The organism is Rathayibacter sp. AY1E6 (assembly GCF_002931115.1).
Classification (GTDB): Bacteria; Actinomycetota; Actinomycetes; order Actinomycetales; family Microbacteriaceae; genus Rathayibacter.
The window spans coordinates 130,810-153,142 of the sequence record NZ_PSVK01000003.1; the positions used below are offsets into that span (position 1 = coordinate 130,810).

Here is a 22,333-nt window from a genome sequence, read left to right on the forward strand (position 1 = left end):
TGGTTCGGGCCGTGGAGCGCACGGGAGACTCGCAGCATGACAGGACAGAGCACGACCCCGCCGGGCTCCGCGGAGCCGGACGGCACGGAGGCGGCGAGCACAGCGACGACGCCGATCGGGACGGATCCCGGAGCGGCCGGACCCGACAGCGCCGGCCCGGACAGCACCGGCCCCGAGAGCCCCGACCCGGGAGCCCCCGGCCCCGCCGATCCGCCCCCCGCGCCCGAGAACCGCTTCGTGCTCTGGCTGCGAGGCCTCGACCTGCCCCGCCGTCCCGGCTGGATCGGCGGCGTCTGCGCGGGGATCGCCGACCGGCTCGGCATCGACCCGCTGATCGTGCGCGGGATCGTGCTCGTCGTCGCGGTGCTGGGCGGGCCCGCGCTCCTCCTCTACGCCGCGGCCTGGCTGCTGCTGCCCGACCAGGACGGCGCCCTGCCGGTGGAGCGGCTGCTCCGCGGCTCGCTCGACCGGGTGCACGCCGGGATCGGCGTCCTCGTGCTCGCCTCGATGCTGCCGGTGGCGCAGGGCTTCTGGTCGCTCGGCGGCGCGTACACCGGGGCGATGCCCTGGGCGCCCGCGACCGGGCGGACGCTGTGGTCGCTCGTGGTGCTCGGGCTGATCGTGGCCTTCGTGGTCTGGATCGTGCGGCGGAGCCGGCGATCGGACGACGCGGCCGCTCACCCGGCCCAGGGCTCCCCGTCCGCACACCCCTCCGCGACGCTCCCCTACCCCGCGCCCTCCGCTCCCGGCTACCCCGCACCCGACCCCGGGCTGCAGGACGAGCGCCCCTCGTCCCCCGAGGCCGTCGCCGAGTGGCGCGAGCGCCAGGAGGCCTGGCGGGCCGAGCGGGAGGCCTTCCGCGCCCAGCAGAGCGCGACGGCCCGCGAGACGGCCCGCGCCCGGGCGGAGGAGGCGCGAGTCGCCGCCGCCGCCGTCACCGCCGCGCGCCTGCAGCGCCAGCGCCTGCGACGCGCCGCGAACCCCCGGCTGCGGGCGAGCCTCACGCTGCTCGCCCTGGGCGCCGCCGCACTGACCGGCGCACTGGTCTCGCTCACCGCCTCCGGGCCGACGGCCCTCGTCGTCGGAGCCGCCTCGGCCGCGCTCGTGCTCGCCGTGGTGATCGTGCTCGCCGGCCTGTTCCGGAGGCGCGCGATCGCGCTGATCGCCCTCGCGACGGTCGCGCTGGTCACGGCCGCCTGCGCCGCCGTGCTGCCGACCGACCGCGAGCTGCTCCCCGTGCTGGGCACCTACGGCTTCTCGAGCGCCGCTCCCGGCCGCTACGCGACGCTCGCGGCGAGCGACCTGCGCGTCACGGTCGCACCCGGCTACGAGACCTCCGGCGAGCCGCTGGACCTCTGGATCGGCTACGGGCACGTGTCCGTCGCCACGATGGCGGGAACGGCGGTCCGCCTCGAGGCGACCACGGAGGACACCGAGCTCCTCGTTCTGGACGCCGACGGAGGCGCGATCGACGCGCCCCGCGAGGTCCGCACCGCCGACGGCCGTCAGCTGTGGACGCAGACCTTCGGCGATCCCGAGGCCGAGCCGTTCGTGGTCCGCATCGCCCAGGAGGGCGGGTCGATCCGCGTCCAGGACTCCACACCGGGCGCCGACTCCGGCACCACCGCGCCGGACGCCGACGCCACCCCGACACCCACCCCGAGCCGCCCCCCCGAGACCGGAGCCGCACGATGACCACCACGCCCACCCCCGCCACCGCCCGCCCGCGGATCCGCGTCGGCGCCGTCCTCTACGGACTCGTCCTCGCCGCCGCCTCGATCGGCCTGCTCGTCGTCTCGGCCGACCCGGTGCTGCGCGCGCAGGTCGTCGAGCGCGGGATCACGCTCGAGCCCGGCGCCGCGCTCGCCCTGGCCGTCGCGGCGCTCGGCGCCATGGCGCTCCTCCTCGCGCTCGCCCGCCTGCTCGACCGCCGCGCCGCTCGCGACGACGGCTGACCCCGGCGCGGGACGCCGGGTGCTCGCAACCCCCTGCCCCGCATCCGCCGAGAGGCGCAGACTCGTCCCGGGCGATCGCCCGCCACCCCCTGGAGACGAGACCATGCCCTTCTGCGCCCTCGAGAGCCTCCGCTGATGGAGCTGGGCATCGCCGCGATCGTCGGCGTCTCGGTCCTCGTCGCGGTCGCCGTCTTCTCGCGGCGCCTCGGCGTCGCCGCCCCGATCGTCCTCGTGCTCGCCGGCGTCGGCCTCTCGTACATCCCCGGGGTGCCGGAGGTGGTCGTCCCGCACGAGTGGGTGCTCGACGGCGTGCTGCCGCCGCTGCTGTACGCGGCGGCGCTCAGCGTCCCGTTCATCGACTTCCGCCGGAACCTCACCACCATCACCGGCCTGTCGGTCGTGCTGGTGCTGATCTCGGCGGCCGGCGTCGGCGCGCTCCTCTTCCTCCTCCTCCCCGAGCTCGGGCTGGGCCTGGCGATCGCCGTGGGCGCGATCATCAGCCCGCCCGATGCGGTCGCCGCGACCTCGGTCGGCCGGCGCCTCGGCCTCCCGCCGCGGCTGCTCACCCTGCTCGAGGGCGAGGGGCTGATCAACGACGCGACCGCGCTGGTGCTCCTCCGCTCGGCCCTCGCCGCCGCCGCGGGGACGCTCGCGACGCCGTGGGCCGCGATCGGCGACTTCCTCTACGCGGTCGTCGTGGCCGTCGTGGTCGGGTTCGTGGCCAGCGTCGTCACCGTCTTCGTCCGCTCGCGGCTCGAGGACCCGGTGCTCAACACCGTCCTCTCCTTCATCGTCCCCTTCGTCGCGTTCATCCCCGCCGAGGGCCTGGGCGCCTCGGGCGTGCTCGCCGTGGTCGTCGCCGGCCTGCACACCGGACACGCCTCCTCCCGCGCCTTCACCGCGCAGTCGCGGGTGAACGACCGGATCAACTGGCGGACCGTGCAGTTCCTGCTCGAGAACGGCGTGTTCCTGCTGATCGGGCTCGAGATCCGCTCGCTGATCCACGACGCCGACAGCGCGCGCCTCTCGGTGCCCGGAGCGGTCGGGATCGGGCTGATCGCGGTGGTCGGGCTGATCGTCGTGCGCTTCCTCTGGGTCGGGCCGGTCCTCCTCGGCGAGCGCTGGCAGACCCGCCGGGCCGAGCGCCGGGCCCGCGAGCAGAAGGAGCTGCTCGAGTCGCCCGAGGCGCAGGAGCTGCCGAAGGAGGAGCGCGGCCGGGCGAAGCGGCGCTACCTGCTGCGGCGCAGCGACTACCGGCACTTCAGCCGCAACGGCATCGGCTGGCGCGGCGGTCTGGTGCTCGGCTGGTCCGGGATGCGCGGAGTGGTGACCCTCGCGGCCGCGCAGTCGCTGCCCGAGGACATCCCCTACCGCCCGCAGCTCGTGCTGATCGCCTTCACCGTGGCCGTCGCGACCCTGCTGATCCAGGGCAGCACGCTGCCGCTGCTGATCCGGGCGCTGGGCATCCGCGGGATCGACGTGCCCGAGGACCAGCGCGCGCTCGCGGGCCTGCTCGACGAGATCACCGAGAAGGGCCTCTCGGTGCTGGAGCGCCCGGGCGACGCCGTCGAGGGCGCCGACGGCGTCGCTCCGGACGTCCTGGAGCGGGTGCGGCAGACGTCGTTCCTCCGCTCCGAGGCCGCCTGGGAGCGCTCGCGCGGCACGGAGAGGTCGGTCGCGGACACTCCGCACCGCCTCTACCGAGCGCTGCGCCTCGCCGTGGTCGCGGCCGAGCGGGAGGCGCTGCTGGACGCGCGCTCGCGCCGCGCCTACCCGCAGCGCATCCTCCGCGACGCCCAGTCGCTGCTCGACCTCGAGGAGACGCGGCTCCGCGTGCGGCGGGGCTCCGAGTCCTGAGGGCTCGGGATCGTGACGATCGTTCGCGGGGATGCCCGCGCTGATCCGCGCCCTGTGGAGGAGCGCCGAGCTCCTCGAGTGCGCCATCCAGATCGACCCCTCGGACCACGGCCGTCCGGCCTCCCCGGCAATAGCCCGCCGATGCGTCACCCCCCGTTAAGCCCGCGCGCCCCGCTTCCTCTGGCACTGCCGTCACCCCGCCCGTAACCTGCGGATCGCCTGAGAATCGGAAGCTCGATTCGCCCGCACTCGAAGAGGGGTGGCGGGCCGGGGCGGATCCCCTCGGGCGATATCACGAGGGCCGATCCGCGCGCCAGCCCTCGCAGAGAGGGCAGACGGGGCGCTGAGAGGAACGCTATCCCGTGCGGCGCCGGAGCGCACGCCTCACTTCGTTCGAGTGCTCTCAGGTCCAGTCGAGAGCGGAGCGCTCGGCCCAGTAGCGGGCCGGATCCACGGCGAGCGCCGGGAGGTCCGGGAGCTCCCGGGGCTGCGCGCGCAGGTTGGCCCGCAGCTGCTCCGGAGTCGCCGCGCCGCTCAGCACGACGTCGGCCCAGGGCTGCGCGAGGACGGCCCCCAGGGCGACGGCGTCCGGCGCGGCGCCGGCGTGCTCGATCGGGTGCGCCACGAGCCTCCCGTTGGCGAGGGCCTCCTTGACCACCACCAGCCAGCCGTCGTCGTGCGCGGCGGCGAGCGCCCGGCCCGCGGACTGCTCGAGCGGGTTCCAGGTGCTCTGGACCGCGCTGAACGGCGACTCCGGGATCGCGCGGGCGAGCTCGATCACGCGCGCCTGCTCGGGTCCGCTGGTGGAGAGGCCGACGCGCACTCCGGAGCCGGCGAGGCCGCGCAGTCGGTCCAGCAGCGGGCGGTCGGTGAGGGCCGGGCTCTCGGGAGTGATCGAGTGGACGAGGTAGGAGTCAGGCGCCGAGCCGAGCGCGTCGAGCGTGAGCGGCCACTGGCGGTCGAGCATCGCGACCGAGTGCTCCTTGCGCTCGTGCACCGGCGCATCCATCGCCCACCCGCCGACGTACTCGTAGCCCCACTTCGACTCGATCGTGAGCGCCGCCCGCCGCTCCGGATGCCGGGCGAGCCAGCCGCCGAGGAACTCCTCCGCGCGCCCGTAGGAGCGCGCGGCGTCGAGGAAGCGGACGCCGGCGTCCCACGCCGCGTCGAGCAGCAGGTGCGTGCGCTCGCGCAGCGCGTCGACGCTCCGCTCGGCCGCGGGGCCGAGGTCGTCGTCGCGCCCTGCCGTGATGTACGCCGGCCGGCCCACGGCCGCCAGCCCGATCCCGAAGCGCTGCATCCCGCCCACGGTACGCCGGTCCCGGAGCTCCGGCAGCCGCTAGCGTCGAGCGGTGACCTCCGCCCTCGACCGCAGCATCCTCCGGCTCGCCGTCCCGGCGCTGGGCTCGCTGGTCGCCGAGCCGCTGTTCCTGCTCACCGACTCCGCCCTGGTCGGCCATCTCGGCGCCGTCCCGCTCGCCGGGCTCGCGCTGGGCGGCACGGTGCTGCAGACGATCGTCGGCCTGATGGTCTTCCTCGCGTACAGCACCACTCCGCGGGTCGGCCGGGCCCTCGGCGAGGGCGACGAGCGGAGGGCCGTGGCGGCCGGGATCGACGGCGGCTGGCTGGCCCTGCTCCTCGGCGCCGGCATCGCCGTGGTGGGCGCGCTGACCGCTCCGGCCGTCGTGGCGCTCTTCGGCGCGGAGCCGGCGGTGGCCGAGGCGGGCGTGCGGTACCTGGCGGTGAGCATGGCCGGGATTCCCGCCATGCTCGGCGTCTTCGCGCTCACCGGGCTCCTCCGCGGCTTCCAGGACACCCGCACTCCGCTGGTGATCGCCGCCGGCGGATTCGCTCTCAACGCCGCTCTCAACGCCGCGCTGATCTACCCGGCCGGCCTGGGGATAACCGGCTCCGCACTGGGGACGGTGATCGCGCAGTGGGCCATGCTCGCGGCCTACGCGGGAGTCGCGCTGCGGCTCGCCCGGAGGGTCGGCGCGCCGCTGCGGCCGCACCTCGCGGGCCTGGCCTCCTCCGCGGGATCCGGCGGCTGGATGCTGCTGCGCACAGCGAGCCTCCGCGCGGCGATCCTGCTCGCGGTCGCGACCGCCACCTCGCTCGGGGCGGAGGAGCTGGGCGCCTTCCAGGTGGCGATGACGCTGTTCTCGACAGTCGCCTTCGCCCTCGACGCGGTGGCGATCGCCGCGCAGGCGCTGCTGGGCCGCCTCCTCGGCGCGGGCGACGCCGAGCAGGCCCGCGCCGTCACGAAACGCTGTGTGACCTGGGGAATCGGTGCGGGAGTAGTGCTCGGAGCGCTGGTCACCGGTCTGAGCGGTGTCCTGCCGTACGTCTTCTCGAGCGACCAGGAGGTGCTGCGGCTGCTGCCCGCGGCGATCGCCGTCGTGGGCCTCACCGCTCCGCTCGGCGGCTACATCTTCGTGCTCGACGGCGTGCTGATCGGCGCCGGCGACGGCCGCTACCTGGCGCTCAGCGGCCTCGCGAACCTCGCCGTCTTCGTCCCGCTCGCCCTGCTCGCCCCCGCCGCGCCCGCCGAATGGCGCCTCCTCGCGCTCTGGCTCGCCTTCGCCGTCGGCTTCCTCGGCGCCCGCGCGGTCACCCTCGGGCTCCGGGTCCGCAGCGACGTCTGGCTCCGCTGACCGCACTCCTCCCCTGTGGAGAAGCCTGTGGACAACTCCGGTCAGCGCGGCGGAGCGCTGGTGTTCCCGCGGTGGAAGACGGCGTGGAAGCAGACCGCCTCCGCCTCCTCGTCGGCCAGGAGCGCGACCGCGGCCCGTCCCGCCGCACGGCCCTTCTCGACCGCGGGCTGGGCCATCGTCGTGAGGTCGTACTCGGCCGCGAGACCGGGCACCTGCACGCCGTCGAAGCCGACCACCGAGAGGTCCTCGGGCACGCGCAGCCCGCGCTCCTCCGCCGCGAGGATCACGCCCGCGGCCAGCAGATCGCTCTGCGCGACGACCGCGGTCGGCGGCTCCGCCCCCTCGAGCAGCGTGCGGCCCGCGGCGACGCCCTCGTCGACGGAGCTCGCCGCGGCGGCGACGACCGACGCCTCCGGGAAGACGTCCTGCACGCCGAGGAGGCGGTCGACCGGAGTGATGCTGGGGCTCGAGCGCCAGCCGGGCGGGATCGCGCCGCGGCGGCGGTCCTTCGCGAACGGGAGCGCGACCACCGCGACCCGCTCGTGGCCGAGCTCGCGCAGGTGCTCCGCGAGGGTGCGGCTGGCCTCGCGGTTGTCGAGCGAGATCACGGCGCCGCCCAGCTCCGAGAGGCCCTCGACCACGACGACCGGCACCCCGCGGCGGCGCAGCACGGCGACGGAGTCGTCGACCGACGGGCTGCAGCCGACCAGGATCATCGCGTCGACCGGGGCCGTCGCCAGCAGGCCCGCGCCGTCGCCGGTCTCGGTGAGCAGCAGGATCCCGGCGTCGACCCCGCCGAGCACGTCGGCGATCCCGTCGAGCATGGCGATCTTGATCGGGTCGCGGAACGCGTGCAGCATCCGCTCGTCCACGACGACCCCCACGATCCCCGAGCGGCCGCGGCGGAGCGAGCGCGCCCGCGGGTCGGGACCGGCGTAGTCGAGCTCGGACGCCGCGCGCAGCACCCGCTCCTTCGTGGCCTCCGAGACGGGGCCGGAGCCGCTGAAGACCAGCGAGGCGGTGGAGGGGGACACTCCGGCCCGGCTCGCGACGCGGGCGAGCGTCGGCCGGGGGCTCTTGCGGGGTTCCACGTTCCTCCTCGTGGGGGCGGCGCGCTCGTCGTCGGTTGACCGTCCCCGGGGTTCCGGATAGCTTAGACCGGCTCGCTTCGAATCGATTCGACCGTGCCTCTCGATCCGGTGTCCGGATCCCGCCCGCACCAGGAGAACCGCCATGACCTCGACGTCCGCGCTCACGCGCCCGCAGCTGGTCGCCTGGCGCAACGCCGTCTTCACGATCTTCGTCCTCAGCGGGATCTCGATCGCCACCTGGGTCTCGCGCACCCCCGCCATCCGCGACGAGCTCCAGCTCTCGACCGCCGGAGTGGGCCTGCTGATCCTCTCGATGTCGATCGGCGCGATCGTCGGACTCGCGTTCTCGACGCCGGTCATGGGCGCGATCGGCGCCCGGCGCGGCATGGCGCTCGGCCTCACCGTCTCGGCGGCGGGGCTCGCGGTGCTGGGCGTCTCGGCCGACGTCATCGGCGTCCTCCCCGCGGCCTTCGCCGGCATGGCGATGCTCGGCTTCGGCAACGGAGCGGTCGACGTGATGATGAACGTCGAGGGAGCGGCCAACGAGAAGGCCTTCGGCAAGACGCTCCTGCCGCTGTTCCACGCCTTCTTCAGCCTCGGCACCGTGGCCGGCGCGCTGATCGGCGCGGGCGCCTCCGCCCTGGCCGTGCCCGTCGCCGTCCACCTCGGCGCGATCGCCGTGGTGATCGCGGTGACCGCGGTGATCGCGATCCGCTTCGTCCCGGTCCGCGAGGAGCTCGACACCTCCGGCGCGGCGACCACCGTGAAGCCGCCGGTCCGCGAGCGCGTCGCCGCCTCCCTCGGCGTCTGGCGCGACGGCCGCCTCGTCCTCATCGGCCTGATCATGCTGGGCATGGCCTTCGCCGAGGGCTCCGCGAACGACTGGCTGACCCTGGCGATGGTCGACGGCCACGGCACCGACAAGACGACCGCCGCCGTCGTGTTCGGCGTGTTCGTCGCCGCCATGACCGTCGGACGCGTGATCGGCGGGCCCGTGCTCGACCGCTTCGGCCGCGTCCCGGTGCTGCGCGCCTCCGCCGGGCTCGCGATCGTCGGCATCCTGCTGTTCATCCTCGCCCCGGTCGACGCGCTCGTCGTCGTCGGCGCGGTCGCCTGGGGTCTGGGCTGCTCGCTCGGCTTCCCGGTGGGCATGTCGGCCGCGGCGGAGGGGCCGCACTCGGCCGCCCGCGTCAGCGCGGTGGCGATGCTCGGCTACGTCGCGTTCCTGGTCGGACCGCCGGCCATCGGCTTCCTCGGCGAGCACTACGGCCTGCTGAACGCCCTCTTCCTGGTGCTGGCCCTGGTGGTCGTCGCCGGGCTCGCCTCCCCCGCCGCCCGCAGCCGACGGAGCTGACCGCCCCGCTCCACGCGCCTCCGCAAGCCCCCGTGGGGCCCGGGCGCCCCGGCGCGCCTCCCCCTAGGCTTCCCAGGACGGCGGCGGAGGGGGAGCGGATGCGGTACCGAGCGCGCGACGGCGCCCTGCTCCACGTCGACGAGCACGGAGCCGGTCAGGGGCGGCCCCTGGTGGTCGTCCCCGGTGAGCCGGAGCGCCACCCCTCCTACCTCGGCTCGTTCGCCTCGATCGCCTGCACGCGCCGCGTCCTCGTGCTGCACCCGCGCGGAGTGGGCGACTCCGCGGAGCTGCCTCCCGCTCCCCCGGCCACGACGGCCGCCGACGTGGAGGACCTGCGCCGCCACCTCGGCGTCGACGAGCTCGATCTCGCCGCGCACGACTCCGGCTGCCGCGCCGTCCTGCTCGCCGCCGTGGACGCGCCCGAGCGCGTCGCCCACCTGCTCCTGATCGCCCCCGGCACCGCCTGGCTCGGGATCGACGACCGGGCTGCCGGTCACACGACTCCCGCCGGCTCCGACGACACCGCGGCGATCCGCGACGCTCTGCAGCGCCTCGACTGCCCCGCGGTCGTCCTCGGCGGCGAGGACGATCCGGTGACGGGCGTCGCCGCTCTGGAGGCGCTCACCGCGCTCCTGCCGCAGGCGAGCCTGGCCGTCATCGAGTCGAGCGGCCACCACCCGTGGGCGGAGGCGCCGGCCGAGTTCGCGGTCGCGCTGCGCGCCTCGCTCTCGGTGCCGCCGCCCGCTCCTCCGCTCGGCCGCCGGCCTCCCGTCGCCGCGCGCTGAGCCGGGAGCCCGCCGGAGCCGCGCCGTCTATCCTCGACGGGTGCGTCTCGTCATCGCGCGCTGCTCCGTCGACTACACCGGCCGTCTCAGCGCCCACCTCCCGCTCGCCACCCGCCTCCTGCTCGTCAAGGCCGACGGGAGCGTCCTCATCCACTCCGACGGCGGCTCCTACAAGCCGCTGAACTGGATGAGCCCGCCCTGCACGCTGATCACGGGCGAGCCCGACGGGGAGGCGCGCGCCGCGGGAGTGACGCAGCAGTGGACCGTCGCGCACCGCAAGACCGGCGACGCTCTCGTCGTCTCGATCCACGAGGTGCTGCACGATTCGGCGCACGAGCTCGGCGTCGATCCGGGACTCGTCAAGGACGGAGTAGAGTCGCATCTCCAGCGCCTTCTCGCCGAGCAGATCGGCCTCCTCGGAGAGGGGCACACTCTCGTCCGGCGCGAGTACATGACCGCGATCGGCCCGGTCGACATCCTCGCCCGCGATTCCTCGGGAGCCGCCGTCGCCGTCGAGATCAAGCGCCGCGGCGAGATCGACGGAGTCGAGCAGCTCACCCGCTATCTCGAGCTGATGAATCGCGATCCGCACCTCTTCCCGGTGACGGGAGTCTTCGCCGCTCAGGAGATCAAGCCGCAGGCGCGGACTCTCGCCGAGGACCGCGGAATCCGCTGTGTGGTGCTCGACTACGAGGCCATGCGCGGCACCGACGACTCCCACACGCGCCTGTTCTGACAGGCACGGCGAAGGCCCCCGCGATCGGATCACGGGGGCCTTCCGCTCACCGGGCGCGAGGCCCGGGAATGCGGCGTCTCACCGGGCCGAGAGCCCGGCGGCCGCTACTTGTGGGCGGCCTGGTAGGCGGCCTGGACCTCGGAGGGGATGCGTCCGCGGTCGGAGACGGGGTGGCCGTTGGCGTTCGCCCACTCGCGGATGGCCTTGAGCTGCTTGGGGTCGCTCTTGGAGGCGGTCGCGACGCTCGTGGCGGCCGCGGGGCGCGAGCCGACGCGGCGGGCGCTCGAGACGAACTTCTCGAGCGCCGAGTGGAGCTCGGCGATGTTGTCGGGGCCGAGATCGATCTCGTAGTTGGCGCCCTCGATGCTGAAGCGGACGGTACCGCCGTCACCGGAATCGATAAGGGTTCCGTCGATATCGTCGACAAGCGTGATCTTCTGGGCCACTTTTCCTCCTGGAGTTCGCGGGACCGGACTGTCTCGACCCGGACCGGGAGAGACATTACCCCCTTTCACAATCGAGTGCGCCATGAATGGCGCCATTCGTCCCTTTCTCGCGCCATGTCGAGGGGAATGTTCAGGATAAGCGGAGGCAATCACGGCTGAATCGAGCTGTTCGCCACCAGCTGTCGAATGGAGGACACGGTGTCCGCAGACGGCCGTAACGATTCCGGACACCGATCGCGCGCATTCCCGGGAACCGGTCCCGGCGATTCCGATCACGCCCCGGTCTTCGTTAGCGTGGAGCCATGGCACGACGAGGCGGACCCCCTGCACGCCCGGCGCGACCCGGTCCGTACCGCAATGCGGAGGCTCGGGAAGCGCTGGAGGCGCTCGTCGCCGCTCCCACCGCCGAGGCCGTCGACCGGCTGCTCGAGGCCTGCCTCGACGGCTCCCTCGTGGTCGACGTCACGGGCTCCCAGCCCGGAGGCGTGCCGCACGTCCGCACCGTCGCGACGACCACCGGGGAGCAGGTCCTGCCGCTGTTCACCTCCACGGACGAGGTGCGCACCGCGGTCCCCCGGCAGCAGCATCCGCGGGTGCAGATGCTGGTCCTCCCCGGACGCGAGGCCTTCGCGCTGATCCGCACCGCCGACTTCGTCGCCGTGCAGCTCGACCCCGGCTCGATCGCCCAGGTCGTCACCCGTTCGTTCGTCGAACGGGCTCTGGACGCCGAACGGCCGTAGAGTGTGGCCCCCGGCGGGGCAGCGCCGGCGTCACCCCGTCCTCCGAGGTCAGGAGCCCGCCATGTCCGACACGACCCTCGCCGCCACCGGCCTCGACGCGCGAGCCGGCACCTGGTCCTGCATCCTGTTCGACCTCGACGGCACGATCACCGACTCCGCCCCCGGCATCACCGGCACCCTCGTCGAGACCTTCGTCGAGCTGGGCCGCCCCGTGCCCGCTCCGGCCGAGCTGCTGGCCTACGTCGGCCCTCCGCTGCTCGAGGCGTTCCGCGAGCTCGGCGGGATGACCGTCGAGGAGGCGCAGGCCGCGCTCGTGGTCTACCGCCGCCGCTACAACGCGGGCGGGCTGTTCGACTCCTCGGTCTACCCGGGGCTGCCCGAGGTGCTGGCGCGCATCGCCGAGGCCGGCGTGCCGCTCTCGCTCGCGACCTCCAAGCCGGAGTCGGCGGCCACGCGCATCCTCGAGCACTACGGACTGGCGCAGTACTTCACGGTGATCTGCGGCGCCTCCGAGGACGAGGTCCGCAGCGCCAAGGCCGACGTCGTGGAGGAGGCGCTGCGCCGGCTCCGCGAGCTCGGCGTCGACCTCTCGGCGCCGGTGATGGTGGGCGACCGCGAGCACGACGTGCAGGGCGCCGCCGCCCACGGCGTGCCGACGATCATGGTCGAGTGGGGCTACGGATCGCCGCTCGAGGCGGTCGGGACGATCGCGCTGGTGTCCGGCGCCGAGGAGCTCGCGGACCTCCTGCTCCCGTGACCTGCGTACGATGAGGGCATGACTGGTCTGGGCGTCGTCCTCTCGTTCGTGCTGTTCCTCGGCGGGATCCTCGTTCTCGGCAACTCGTTCCTGCTGCCCGACATCGCCGGATTCCTCTTCGTCGGCGGCATCCTGATGATCTCGGGATCGCTCGCCGTCGCGTTCCACGTCCTGCCGAAGTCGCAGTAGCCGGGTCGCTCCGGGCGACCGCCTCCGCGGCTCGCCGCTCCGCTCAGCCCAGCGTGCTCGCGTCGAGGTTGATGACTGCATTGATGTAGACCGCCTCGCCGGCTCCGGCGATCGTCGGGTTCATCCGGAGCAGCTGCTGCACCGGGATCCCGAAGCGCTGCGCGATGTCGAAGAACGTGTCGCCCTGCACCACGGTGTAGCTCACGATGTCCCCCTCCCCGTCGCGGGTCGGCTCGCCGTTCGCCCCGGGAACCGCGCCGTTGTCAACCGCGAAGGCGGTCTCGGGGATGTCCGGTGTCGCGTTCGGCGTGAAGGTGACCGTCGCCTCGGGGACCGGCGCGAAGACCGTGGCCGTCGCTTGCGGGAGCGCCGCCGTGACGGTCGGGTCCGGCACCGGAGTCGGCGTCGCCGTGGCGAACACGGTGACCGTGACCGTGGGAGCCGGAGCGGGCGCCGAGCACCCCGCGAGCGCGAGCACCCCGGCCAGTGCCGTCGCTCCGATGACCGTCCTGCGCATGTCCCCCGCCCTCCGCGCGCCCCGCGGCGCCCGCTCCACCCTAGGAGACGGGGCGGCCGGCGGCACGTGCTGTCGCAGGAGGCCGGTGCTGCGGATCCACTGTCGTGCGGGGAGCTCCGCGGTCGTCCGGGCCGGGTCGGCCTCACCGGGACCGGGTCACGACGGGGGCTCGGGGAGCAGGCGCAGCCCGCCGCCGCTGTTCGCCGCGTCCATCAGGAGCTCGACCCAGGTCGGGTTGATCGTCGGCTGCCGGCTCCCCGCGAAGTGGAACTGCAGGGCGATGTTCGGGTTCATCCAGAAGGAGTGGCGGCCGCGCGCGCCCTCGGGCATCGAGTCGAGGGTGAGGCTGAAGCGCTCGTCGCGGCGGAACTTCGCGTAGATCACGATCTGGAGGTGGGCCAGGGTCCGGTCCTCGATCTCGATGACGGCGGGAGGAGTGCCGTAGAGGAATTGACCCATGCCGCCAGACTATAGGCCCCTCGGCTTATTACTAGTCCGTCTAGCTATTTGGCTGCGGAGGGTTCCGCGTCGTCCACTTCGTCCGTATCGTGCCCGTCGCCGTGCTCCGCGTCGATCTCGTCGACGGCCGCGCTCATCCGGCGGAGGAAATTGACGACGACCTCGGCCTCGGGTGCGTCCAGGTCCTCGGCGATCTCGAGCATCCGGCGGTGCATCTCCTGGAGCGTGGCGCGCACCTCGTCGTCGCTGTCGACGGTCGCCTCCACGACGATCCCGCGCCGGTCGGTCGGGTTGGGCTTGCGCACGAGGTGGCCGCTGCGGACCAGGCGGTCGATGAGGACCGTGGTCGACGCGGACGAGATGGAGAGGTGCGAGGCCAGGTCCTTGCCGGTCACCAGCTCGCCCTTGCGCTGCTGGCGGAGCAGGTACTGGATGGCGATCAGGTCCGTCTCGCCCATCGCCATCCGCTCGCGCGTGCGGCGGCGCATCGAGACCTCGGAGACGCGGTACGTGCGCATGGCGCTCAGCACCTCGACCGCACGGCGGGTGGACGACTCGTCCGGGTACCAGTACCCGGCGCCGCTCCGCAGGCTCGTGTCGCTCATCCGCACATCCTAGACCGGCTGATCACCAGGCCGTCTAGCGAGTCGCCCGCGCCTACGCTGGACCGGTGACCGCCACCCTCGTCGCCAAGGGCCTCTCCGGAGGCTATGCGCACCGCACCCTGTTCGACGGACTCGACCTGACGGTCGCCCCCGGGGACGTGGTGGGCGTCGTGGGGGCGAATGGAGCCGGCAAGTCGACGCTCCTGCGCATCCTCGCGGGCGAGACCGCTCCGCTCGAGGGCTCCGTCGTGCTCTCGCCGGGCGACGCCTTCGTCGGCTGGCTGCCGCAGGAGCACGAGCGCCGCGAGGGCGAGACCGTCGCCGGCTACATCGCGCGCCGCACCGGCTGCGCAGAGGCCTCCGCCGAGCTCGACGCCGCCGCCTCCGCCCTGGCCGACCCCGATCCCGACGGCTCGATCGCCGACCGCTACGCCCTCGCGCTCGACCGCTGGCTCGCGAGCGGCGCGGCCGACCTCGACGAGCGCACCCCGGTCGTCCTGGCCGACCTGGGCCTGTCGCTCGGAGCCGCGGCCGCCTCCTCGACGATGACCTCCCTCTCCGGCGGGCAGGCGGCGCGGGTCGGCCTCGCGGCGCTGCTGCTCTCGCGCTTCGACGTGGTGCTGCTCGACGAGCCGACCAACGACCTCGACCTCGACGGCCTGGAGCGCCTGGAGGCCTTCGTCCGCGGACTCCGCGGCGGCGCAGTGCTCGTGAGCCATGATCGCGAGTTCCTCGCCCGCAGCGTCACCCGCGTGCTCGAGCTCGATCTCGCGCAGGGCACCAACCGGGTCTACGGAGGCGGCTACGACGCGTTCCTGGAGGAGCGCGAGACCGCGCGGCGCCAGCGCCGCGAGAAGTACGAGGACTTCGCCGAGCAGAAGGCCGACCTGGTCTCCCGCGCCCGCACCCAGCGGGAGTGGTCGAGCCAGGGCGTGCGCAACGCGATGAAGAAGGCCCCCGACAACGACAAGATCCGCCGCAAGGCCTCGGCGGAGTCGAGCGAGAAGCAGGCGCAGAAGGTGCGCCAGATGGAGAGCCGGATCGCGCGGCTCGAGGAGGTCGAGGAGCCGCGCAAGGAGTGGCAGCTCGCCTTCACGATCGGCAGCGCCCCGCGCTCGAGCTCGGTCGTCTCGACACTGAACGGCGCGGTCGCCCGCCGCGGCGCCTTCACGCTCGGGCCGGTGTCGCTCCAGGTCGACGCGGGCGACCGGATCGGCATCACCGGGCCCAACGGCGCCGGCAAGTCGACGCTGCTGTCGCTCCTCCTCGGCCGCGCCGAGCCGGAGGAGGGCGGCGCCTCCCTCGGAGCGAGCGTGGCGATCGGCGAGATCGATCAGGCCCGCGGGATGCTCGCCGCCGAGGTGCCGCTCGCGGACGCGTTCGAGGCGCTGGTGCCCGAGTGGCCGACCGCCGAGGTCCGCACGCTGCTGGCCAAGTTCGGGCTGAAGGCCGACCACGTCGGCCGCCGCGTCGGCGAGCTCTCGCCGGGCGAGCGGACGCGGGCCGCCCTGGCGCTCCTCCAGGCCCGCGGCACGAACCTCCTGGTGCTCGACGAGCCGACCAACCACCTCGACCTCGTCGCCATCGAGCAGCTGGAGGAGGCGCTCGAGGCGTACGAGGGCACCCTGCTGCTGGTCACCCACGACCGGCGGATGCTCGAGACGGTGCAGCTGACGCGGCACTGGCACGTCGAGGCGGGCGTCGTCACGGAGGCGTGACGCCCGCCGCCGCGTCAGTCCCCGGAGGCGCGGGCCGCCTCGTCCTCGCGCCAGCCGGCCTCCTTCTGCACGTACTCGTTGTCGGCGAACTCCGCGAAGTCGCTCTCGTCGGTGATCCGGCGCACTTCGAGGCGGTTGCCGGGCACCAGGGGGCAGCGCAGCGCCCACTCGCGGGCCTGCTCCTTGGAGTCGACCCCGATGATCCAGAAGCCGTTGAAGAGCGACTCGGTCGGGCCGTAGGCGCCGTCGACGACGGTCGGCGGCTCGGAGGAGAAGTCGACCACGAAGCCGGAGGAGGCGACGTCGTCGGCCAGGCCGTCGCCCGAGAGCAGCACGCCCGCCTCGATCATCGCCTCGTTGTACTGCCCCATCCGGGTGATGATCTCGTCGAACGGGATCGAGGCGTAGGCCTCCTTCGCCGCATCGGTCGCGCGCATGATCAGCATGTACTTCATCGGGTCTCCCTGGGGTCGGTGCGCGGGGGCGCAGGGCCTACTCTGGCCCATCCGGGGTGCCGGCGGAACGGTGGGTCCCGAGCGTCTGCGCCACGGGGGCGAGCGCGGAGCGACGGACCTTGCCCGCGTCGCTCCGAACGGGCTCGTGCACGATCCGGAGGGCCCGGAGGCGCCGCTCAGCGCCCAGCTCGGCGTTCGCCCGAGCGAGCAGACCGGCCGGGTCCACGCCCGCGTCGCCCACGTCGACGACCGCCTCCACCGCCTGCCCCAGCTCCGTGTCCGGCACGCCGAAGGCGACCGCCCCGCGGACTCCGGGCAGGGCCTCCAGCACCCGCTCGACCTCGGCCGGCCAGACGCTCACTCCGCCCCGGAGGATCAGATCGTCGGCGCGGTCGACCACCCAGAGCCACCCGTCCCCGTCGACGCGGCCGACGTCGCCGAGGGTGTCCCAGCCCTCCTCCGTCCGCCGCGAGCCCGCGCCGAGGTAGCGGTAGGCGGGGGCCTCGCCGCGGTGCAGCCAGATGCGGCCGAGCTCGCCGGTCGGAGCCTCCGTGCCGTCCTCCCGCTGGATGCGCAGGGTCGTCCCGCTGATCGGCCGTCCGACACTGCCCGGGTGCTCCAGCCACTCCCGGCCCGTGATCATCGTCAGTCCGTTCGACTCGCTGCCCGCATAGACCTCGACCACCCGCTCCGGGCCGAGCCAGCCGATCAGCGCCCGCTTGTCGGCGGGCGCGCAGGGCGCTCCGAGGTGCAGCACCGTCGCGAGCGAGGACACGTCCGCCCCCGACCGGTCGGGCGCAGCCAGCAGGCGGCGGATCGTGGTCGGGACGAGCAGGGTCCAGGTGACGCGGTGCTCCTCGATCGCCGCGAGGACCCGGGCGGCGTCGAACCGCGGCAGCAGCACCAGGCGCTGCCCGGTCATCAGCCCGCGGAAGGCGTAGGTGAAGGTCGCCGAGTGCATCAGCGGGCCGCTCACCAGCTGCACGCCCTCGCGCGGCAGGAACGGCGCGACCGGCGCGTCCGGATCCAGCAGCGCCGGGCCCGCGGCCAGCACCACCTTCGGCCGCCCCGTGCTGCCGGAGGAGGTGGGCGCCTTCCAGGACGAGGCCCACCGGTCCTCGAGCGAGCCGGCCGGCACCTCCGGCCCGGGCCGCCAGTCGCCCGCGCGCCACGGGACAGCGGAGGAGGAGGGCGCGCCGATGACGAGCGCCGGCCGCGCGATCCGCTCCACCTCGGCGCGCTCCGCCGCCGACAGCCCGGTCGAGACCGGCTGCGGCACGGCGCCCGCCTTCCAGACCGCCGCGCAGACGACGAGCGCGTCCAGCGAGTTCGAGAGCGAGACGGTGACGAGGTCGTCGGTCCGGACGCCGAGATCGCGGTAGGCGCGGGCGAGGCGGGTGCTCTCGCGGTCGAGCTCCCCCGCCGTCAGCGCGCCCTCGTCGGCCACGGCGACGATCCGGTCGGGATCGGCGTCGGCGAGACCGGTGACGATGCGCGAGATCGACCGGCGGGTCACCGGCGGCGCCCGATCGTGTCCAGGCGGCAGGACGGAGTCATCCGGGCACGCCTGCTCGCGCGGATCCCGGCCCGTCCGGAGGAGTTCCTCCTGAGCTCTGAACCGAGCCGTCGAGCACCCGCTCGTAGAACCGCAGATGCGCGGCCGCGACGTCGTCCCAGGAGTGCGAGGCGGCCAGGGCCCGGCCGTCCGGCGAGGGCAGCGTCAGGGCCTCCTCCAGCGCGTCGGCGAAGGAGGCGGGGTCCCGCCCGTAGCGGACCGCGTCCCCGAACACCTCGTGGATCACCGGCAGCTCCCGCGCCACGACCGGCACCCCCGCGGCGAGCGCCTCCATCGCCGCCAGCCCGAACCCCTCCTTCACCGAGACGAAGCCCAGCGCGGAGGCGCCGGCGACGAGCGGAGCGAGCCTCTCCTCCGGAACGGTGCCGAGGATCACCGGAGCGATCCCGAGCTCGGCCGCCCTCCGGTCGAAGGCGGCCCGGTACTCGCGGTAGTCGAACAGGGTCTCGCCGCCGCCGAACACCAGCGCGACGTCGTGGCCGCGCTCGCGCAGCAGAGCCCACGCCTCGAGCAGCTCGATGCTGCCCTTCCGCGGCTCGATGCCGCCGAGGGCGAGGAGGTACGGGCCGAGCTCGGCCCGCCACCCCCCGGTCAGCGGATCGTCGACGGCGGCCGCGAACCGCGCCGCGTCGACACCGTTCGGGATCACGTCGGGCAGCAGCCCCCAGCCGGCGCGCACCTCCTCGGCGACCGCAGCGGACACGCACAGCCGGGTCAGGGGGAGCCGGACGGCGCGGTCGTGGCAGGCGCGCAGCTCCGGGGTGGTGAAGTCGTCCAGGTGGTGGATCGTGCGGATCGGCGCGAGTCCGGCGGCGAGCGCCGCGTTGGCCGAGATGCAGTCCTGCGCGTGGACGACCGGGGCGTCCTCGCCCCGCAGGGCCTCGGCCATCGCGGCGATGGACCGGACGATGCGGGCGCCGACCGGCTCGCCCTCGCGGTGCGGAAAGGGCACCACCCGCACGGTCACGCACGGATCGACGGGGCGGAAGAAGGAGTCGTCGCCGCCCCGGGCGAGCGTGCGCACCGTGACGTCGTGTCCGGCGCGCGCGAGCGCCTCGGCGAGGGCGAGGGTGTGCACCACCCCGCCGCGCGGCCGGGTGGAGTAGGTCAGCAGGCAGATCCGCATCTCAGCTCCGGTAGGCGTGCTCCGCGCGGTCGCGGAGGTGGTGCATCGTGCGGCGGGCGCGGGCGACGGAGCCGGCGACGTCAGCGGAGGCGAGCGCGAGCCCGCCCTTCGCCCAGGTCTTCGCGATGATCTCTCCCGCCGGATCCACGACCTTCGCCTGCCCGAGGAACCGCAGGCCGCCGAGCACGCCGGTCTGGTTCGAGGAGACGAGGTAGACCTGGTTCTCGGCGGCGCGGGCGCAGTCGTAGAGATCGAACAGGTGGGCCTGGCGGTCGTTGCGGATCCGATCGGAGCGGTCGGTCACGCTCGCGGGCCACGCGCTGAGGCAGGCCAGCACCTCCGCGCCGTCGAGGGCCAGCGAGCGCGAGGACTCAGGGAAGGTCTTGTCGAAGTCGATCAGCATCCCCATCCTCCCGATCGGCGAGTCGAAGGCGGCGAAGCCGCGACCCGGCAGGTACGCCTCGGACTCGCCCAGCGGCAGGTGGACCTTGCGGTGCGTGCCGATCACGCGCCCGCCGTGCACGCAGACCGCGGTGTCGTAGCGGACCTCGCGACCGCCCTCGAGCGCGCGCTCCGCGATCCCGAAGCACACGGTGAGATCGCCCGCCAGCTCGGCCACGCGGGCGACCTCCGGCCCATCGAGCTCGAGGCTCGGCGGCAGGTCCGGCCCGGGGTGCTGGAGGTCGAGCAGGTAGCCGCCGAGGGTCGCGTCCGGGAGCACGAGCAGGTCGACCGAGCGCTCGCGGGCGTGAGCGATGATGCCGGCGAGCTTGGCGAGGGTGCGGTCGATGTCGCGACCGAAGTGCGCTGCGACCGCACCCATCACCGTCTCCGTCATGCGAGGAGGCTATCCGGCGAGATCCGGCTCGCGCTCCCGAGCGAAGCGCCCCGCCTCGCGCACTCGCCGGACCTCCTCCGCCAGGTGCCCCGCATCGCGGGCGATCGCCTCGAAGCGGCCGGACCCCCAGGTGTGCAGCCACGGCAGCCCGAGGAACGACAGGCCCGGCACGCTCGTCACTCCGCGCTGGTGGGTGGGATGGCCGGCGCCGTCGAACACGCCGATCTCGACCCAGCGGTAGTCGGAGCGGAACCCGACCGCCCAGACGACGCTGCCGATGCGCGCGAGGTCGAGCCCGGTCGCCTCGGACTCCGGCCGCCAGACCGGACGGCAGCGGTCCTCCTCGGGAGCGTCGATGCCGTGCGCCGCGATGTAGCGGTCGATGTCGTCCTTGATCGACTCCGCGACCGAGTCCGCGTAGTCGAGCGACGCCTCCGCCGTGGGGGCGAAGCGCAGCCGGGACCCCTCCACCCCGGCCAGTCGGCCGTAGAGGTGCATCCCGTCGCGGGCGAAGGCGCGCAGGTCGATGTCCCGCCCGCCCCCGCGCCCCGTCACGTAGTGGTTGGTCGACTCCCGCTTGGTGAGCCCGCCGACCTGCGCGTGGACGGGGACGTCGTACACGCCCATGTCCTGGAGCCAGGCGACGCAGTCGCGGCCCCGGTAGAAGCGCGCCACCCGCGGCGCGCTGCCGAGGGCGAGGTGGACCTCGCGCCCGGCGAGGAAGAGGTCCTCGGCGATCTGCGCGCCCGACTGCCCGGAGCCGACGACGAGCACGCCGCCGGGCGGGAGCGCCTCCGGCGAGCGGTAGTCGGCGGAGTGGAGCTGCAGCACGTCCGACGGCAGCCGCGCGGCGACGGCGGGGAGGACCGGGCGGTGGTAGCCGCCGGTCGCCACGACGACCTGGTCGGCCGTGATCGCGCCCGCGCTCGTGATCAGCTCGAACCCTCCCCCGGCGCGCTCGCGGAGCCGGCTCACCTCCACGCCCTCGACCACGGGGGCGTCGAAGCTCTGCGCGTAGCGGCGCACCCACGCGTGCACCTCGTCGCGCGTCATGAATCCGTCCGGGTCCGGCCCGTCGTAGGGGTACCCGGGGAGGCGGCACTGCCAGTTCGGCGTGACGAGGGTGAAGGCGTCCCAGCGGCGGTCGATCCAGTCGTGGCCGATGGTCGCGCGCTCGAGCACGACGTGCTCGATGCCGTCGTCGACCAGGTGCCGGCTGATCGAGAGCCCGGCCTGCCCGCCTCCGACCACCGCGACCTCGACGTGGCGCCCGGGCTCGATAGCGGCGCTCACGGCCGCACCCGCTGCCCGGCCGGAGCGGGCGGCTCCATCGCGAGCACCCTGACCGTGCCGCCCTCGAAGCGCTGCGCCGTGCGGAGGATGTCGGACTCCTGCTGCATCGCGGAGGTGCAGGCGAACCCGAACCGCTCCCGCACCCGGTCCGACGCGATGCGCAGCGCCTCACTCGAACGGGCGACGAAGTCCTCGAGCGAGTAGGCGGTCCCGGTCCCGAGGAACTCGTGCACGACCAGGCTCGGCGAGTAGCAGCGCTCCTCCGAGCCGTCCGGCCAGCGGACGTGGAAGGTCATCTCAGGCATGGACGAGTCCTCCGTTCCAGACCCGGTCGATGTCGTAGGCGTCGGGCCGCCGGTCGCGCAGGTGGAACATCCCGCCGCGCATCGCCTCGAAGGCGCCGCGCACGTCGATGTCGGCGACGGCCATGCCTGCTCCGAGCAGCGTCGTCGCGAGCACGTTGCCGCCGGGATCGACGACCTTCGCGTTCCCGACGTAGCGGAGCGAGCCGAAGGTCCCCGACTGGTTCGAGGCGAGCCAGAACACCTGGTTGTCGAGGGCGCGGGCGATGTCGAACTGATTGAACCGGTACGTCCAGCGGTCCTCCTGCAGGTTCTCGGCCGTCGCCGTCCGAGCGGCCGGCCACGCCGAGAGCGAGGCGATGATCTCGGCGCCGTCCAGCGCCATCGACCGCGCCGCCTCGGGGAACGCCTTGTCGTAGCAGATCTGCAGGCCCACCCGGCCGACCGGCGTCTCGAAGGTGCCGTAGCCCGGGCCCGGCGAGTACGAGAGGTGCTCGCCCAGCGGCTGGTGCACCTTCCGGTAGCTGCCGTAGACCTGCCCGCCGTCCAGGAGCGCGGCCGCGTTGTAGCGGGTCTCGCCGTCGTCGTCGAGCTCGCAGAAGCCGATCGCCACCACCAGGTCGCCGACGATCTCCTGCACCCGCCGCAGCTCCGGCCCGTCCAGGCGCACCGCCGGCGGGAGGGAGCGGCGGGTGGTGGCGACCGTGTCGCCGTGGTTGCCGAGCGAGGAGAGGTAGCCGCCGATCGCGGCCTCGGGGAGCACCAGGAAGCGCACTCCCCTCTCGCGGGCCTCCTCGGCCAGGGAGGCGATGAGCGCGTAGTTCTGATCCAGGTCGCGGGTGAAGTTCGCCGCGACCGATCCGACGAGGGTCATCGCGAT

The 22,333-nt window shown here is 74.1% G+C and carries 24 protein-coding genes; 11 read left to right on the forward strand and 13 right to left on the reverse strand.

All coding sequences use genetic code 11. The annotated features are described in order from the left end of the window. Positions 1-36 precede the first annotated feature (36 nt). The 3 genes from C5C46_RS04100 to C5C46_RS04110 all read left to right on the forward strand — a co-directional run bounded on the left by C5C46_RS04100 (position 37) and on the right by C5C46_RS04110 (position 3,812). Positions 37-1,695, forward strand: coding sequence for a PspC domain-containing protein (locus tag C5C46_RS04100; RefSeq protein ID WP_104225750.1), 1,659 nt, complete (start codon positions 37-39; stop codon positions 1,693-1,695). After that, positions 1,692-1,955, forward strand: a complete 264-nt coding sequence (locus tag C5C46_RS04105) for a hypothetical protein (protein WP_104225751.1) — start codon at positions 1,692-1,694, stop codon at positions 1,953-1,955. Before C5C46_RS04100 ends, C5C46_RS04105 begins: the two co-directional genes overlap by 4 nt. A gap of 135 nt (positions 1,956-2,090) precedes the next feature. After that, positions 2,091-3,812, forward strand: a complete 1,722-nt coding sequence (locus tag C5C46_RS04110; RefSeq protein ID WP_104225752.1) for a sodium:proton antiporter — start codon at positions 2,091-2,093, stop codon at positions 3,810-3,812. A 403-nt stretch (positions 3,813-4,215) separates the two neighbouring features. Here the strand turns inward: C5C46_RS04110 and C5C46_RS04115 are convergent, their stop codons facing one another. Then, positions 4,216-5,112 carry an aldo/keto reductase gene (locus C5C46_RS04115; RefSeq protein WP_104225753.1) on the reverse strand — a complete coding sequence of 299 codons (897 nt, stop codon included), beginning with the start codon at positions 5,110-5,112 and terminating at the stop codon, positions 4,216-4,218. 52 nt (positions 5,113-5,164) lie between these two features. On the opposite strand from C5C46_RS04115, the gene C5C46_RS04120 reads away from it, so the two are divergent. Next, positions 5,165-6,466 (forward strand): MATE family efflux transporter, encoded by a 1,302-nt coding sequence (locus tag C5C46_RS04120; RefSeq protein WP_104225754.1) that lies wholly within the window; start codon positions 5,165-5,167, stop codon positions 6,464-6,466. A gap of 41 nt (positions 6,467-6,507) precedes the next feature. Here the strand turns inward: C5C46_RS04120 and C5C46_RS04125 are convergent, their stop codons facing one another. After that, the gene (locus tag C5C46_RS04125; RefSeq protein WP_258059316.1) at positions 6,508-7,557 is read right to left on the reverse strand and encodes a LacI family DNA-binding transcriptional regulator; all 1,050 of its coding nucleotides are present in this window, start codon (positions 7,555-7,557) and stop codon (positions 6,508-6,510) included. Positions 7,558-7,699: 142 nt separating this feature from the next. On the opposite strand from C5C46_RS04125, the gene C5C46_RS04130 reads away from it, so the two are divergent. From C5C46_RS04130 to nucS, 3 genes are all read left to right on the forward strand, one after another. Then, positions 7,700-8,911, forward strand: coding sequence for an MFS transporter (locus tag C5C46_RS04130; protein WP_104225755.1), 1,212 nt, complete (start codon positions 7,700-7,702; stop codon positions 8,909-8,911). Between the two features lie 98 nt (positions 8,912-9,009). Continuing rightward, entirely contained in the window at positions 9,010-9,696 is a 687-nt protein-coding gene (locus tag C5C46_RS04135) for an alpha/beta fold hydrolase (protein ID WP_104225756.1), read from the forward strand. A 40-nt stretch (positions 9,697-9,736) separates the two neighbouring features. Further along, positions 9,737-10,432 carry an endonuclease NucS gene (gene nucS / locus C5C46_RS04140; RefSeq protein WP_104225757.1) on the forward strand — a complete coding sequence of 232 codons (696 nt, stop codon included), beginning with the start codon at positions 9,737-9,739 and terminating at the stop codon, positions 10,430-10,432. A 104-nt stretch (positions 10,433-10,536) separates the two neighbouring features. Here the strand turns inward: nucS and C5C46_RS04145 are convergent, their stop codons facing one another. Then, positions 10,537-10,878, reverse strand: coding sequence for an Lsr2 family protein (locus C5C46_RS04145; RefSeq protein ID WP_104222624.1), 342 nt, complete (start codon positions 10,876-10,878; stop codon positions 10,537-10,539). Between the two features lie 302 nt (positions 10,879-11,180). Here C5C46_RS04145 and C5C46_RS04150 point away from each other — a divergent pair, with 302 nt between their 5' ends. From C5C46_RS04150 to C5C46_RS16755, 3 genes are all read left to right on the forward strand, one after another. Then, entirely contained in the window at positions 11,181-11,618 is a 438-nt protein-coding gene (locus C5C46_RS04150; protein WP_104222625.1) for an SseB family protein, read from the forward strand. A gap of 61 nt (positions 11,619-11,679) precedes the next feature. Then, positions 11,680-12,375, forward strand: coding sequence for an HAD hydrolase-like protein (locus C5C46_RS04155; RefSeq protein ID WP_104222626.1), 696 nt, complete (start codon positions 11,680-11,682; stop codon positions 12,373-12,375). Positions 12,376-12,393: 18 nt separating this feature from the next. Beyond that, positions 12,394-12,564 (forward strand): hypothetical protein, encoded by a 171-nt coding sequence (locus C5C46_RS16755; RefSeq protein ID WP_159911733.1) that lies wholly within the window; start codon positions 12,394-12,396, stop codon positions 12,562-12,564. Between the two features lie 43 nt (positions 12,565-12,607). Here the strand turns inward: C5C46_RS16755 and C5C46_RS04160 are convergent, their stop codons facing one another. The 3 genes from C5C46_RS04160 to C5C46_RS04170 all read right to left on the reverse strand — a co-directional run bounded on the left by C5C46_RS04160 (position 12,608) and on the right by C5C46_RS04170 (position 14,145). Beyond that, a complete protein-coding gene (locus tag C5C46_RS04160; RefSeq protein ID WP_104222627.1) occupies positions 12,608-13,081 on the reverse strand; it encodes a LysM domain-containing protein in 474 nt (157 codons plus the stop codon). 156 nt (positions 13,082-13,237) lie between these two features. Continuing rightward, positions 13,238-13,540, reverse strand: coding sequence for an ATP-dependent DNA ligase (locus C5C46_RS04165; protein WP_104225758.1), 303 nt, complete (start codon positions 13,538-13,540; stop codon positions 13,238-13,240). Positions 13,541-13,584: 44 nt separating this feature from the next. Further along, complete coding sequence (locus C5C46_RS04170) at positions 13,585-14,145, reverse strand: MarR family winged helix-turn-helix transcriptional regulator (RefSeq protein ID WP_104225759.1); 561 nt, start codon at positions 14,143-14,145, stop codon at positions 13,585-13,587. A 65-nt stretch (positions 14,146-14,210) separates the two neighbouring features. Here C5C46_RS04170 and C5C46_RS04175 point away from each other — a divergent pair, with 65 nt between their 5' ends. After that, positions 14,211-15,863: an ABC-F family ATP-binding cassette domain-containing protein gene (locus C5C46_RS04175; RefSeq protein ID WP_104222629.1), complete on the forward strand. Its 1,653-nt coding sequence runs from the start codon at positions 14,211-14,213 to the stop codon at positions 15,861-15,863. 14 nt (positions 15,864-15,877) lie between these two features. Here the strand turns inward: C5C46_RS04175 and C5C46_RS04180 are convergent, their stop codons facing one another. From C5C46_RS04180 to C5C46_RS04210, 7 genes are read right to left on the reverse strand one after another with little or no spacing between them, the layout of a single operon-like run. Continuing rightward, on the reverse strand, positions 15,878-16,318 hold the full coding sequence (locus tag C5C46_RS04180) for a YciI family protein (protein ID WP_104222630.1): 441 nt from the start codon (positions 16,316-16,318) through the stop codon (positions 15,878-15,880). Between the two features lie 37 nt (positions 16,319-16,355). Then, positions 16,356-17,834 (reverse strand): AMP-binding protein, encoded by a 1,479-nt coding sequence (locus C5C46_RS04185; protein WP_104225760.1) that lies wholly within the window; start codon positions 17,832-17,834, stop codon positions 16,356-16,358. Between the two features lie 37 nt (positions 17,835-17,871). Continuing rightward, positions 17,872-19,020, reverse strand: coding sequence for an MSMEG_0565 family glycosyltransferase (locus C5C46_RS04190; RefSeq protein ID WP_104222632.1), 1,149 nt, complete (start codon positions 19,018-19,020; stop codon positions 17,872-17,874). Between the two features lies 1 nt (position 19,021). Further along, complete coding sequence (locus tag C5C46_RS04195; protein ID WP_104222633.1) at positions 19,022-19,858, reverse strand: carbon-nitrogen hydrolase family protein; 837 nt, start codon at positions 19,856-19,858, stop codon at positions 19,022-19,024. A 9-nt stretch (positions 19,859-19,867) separates the two neighbouring features. Then, entirely contained in the window at positions 19,868-21,151 is a 1,284-nt protein-coding gene (locus tag C5C46_RS04200; protein WP_219812201.1) for an MSMEG_0569 family flavin-dependent oxidoreductase, read from the reverse strand. Beyond that, a complete protein-coding gene (locus tag C5C46_RS04205) occupies positions 21,148-21,456 on the reverse strand; it encodes an MSMEG_0570 family nitrogen starvation response protein (protein WP_104222634.1) in 309 nt (102 codons plus the stop codon). Before C5C46_RS04205 ends, C5C46_RS04200 begins: the two co-directional genes overlap by 4 nt. Beyond that, positions 21,449-22,327: a carbon-nitrogen hydrolase family protein gene (locus C5C46_RS04210; protein WP_104222635.1), complete on the reverse strand. Its 879-nt coding sequence runs from the start codon at positions 22,325-22,327 to the stop codon at positions 21,449-21,451. The genes C5C46_RS04205 and C5C46_RS04210 overlap by 8 nt, the downstream gene beginning before the upstream one ends. Between the last annotated feature and the right edge of the window lie 6 nt (positions 22,328-22,333).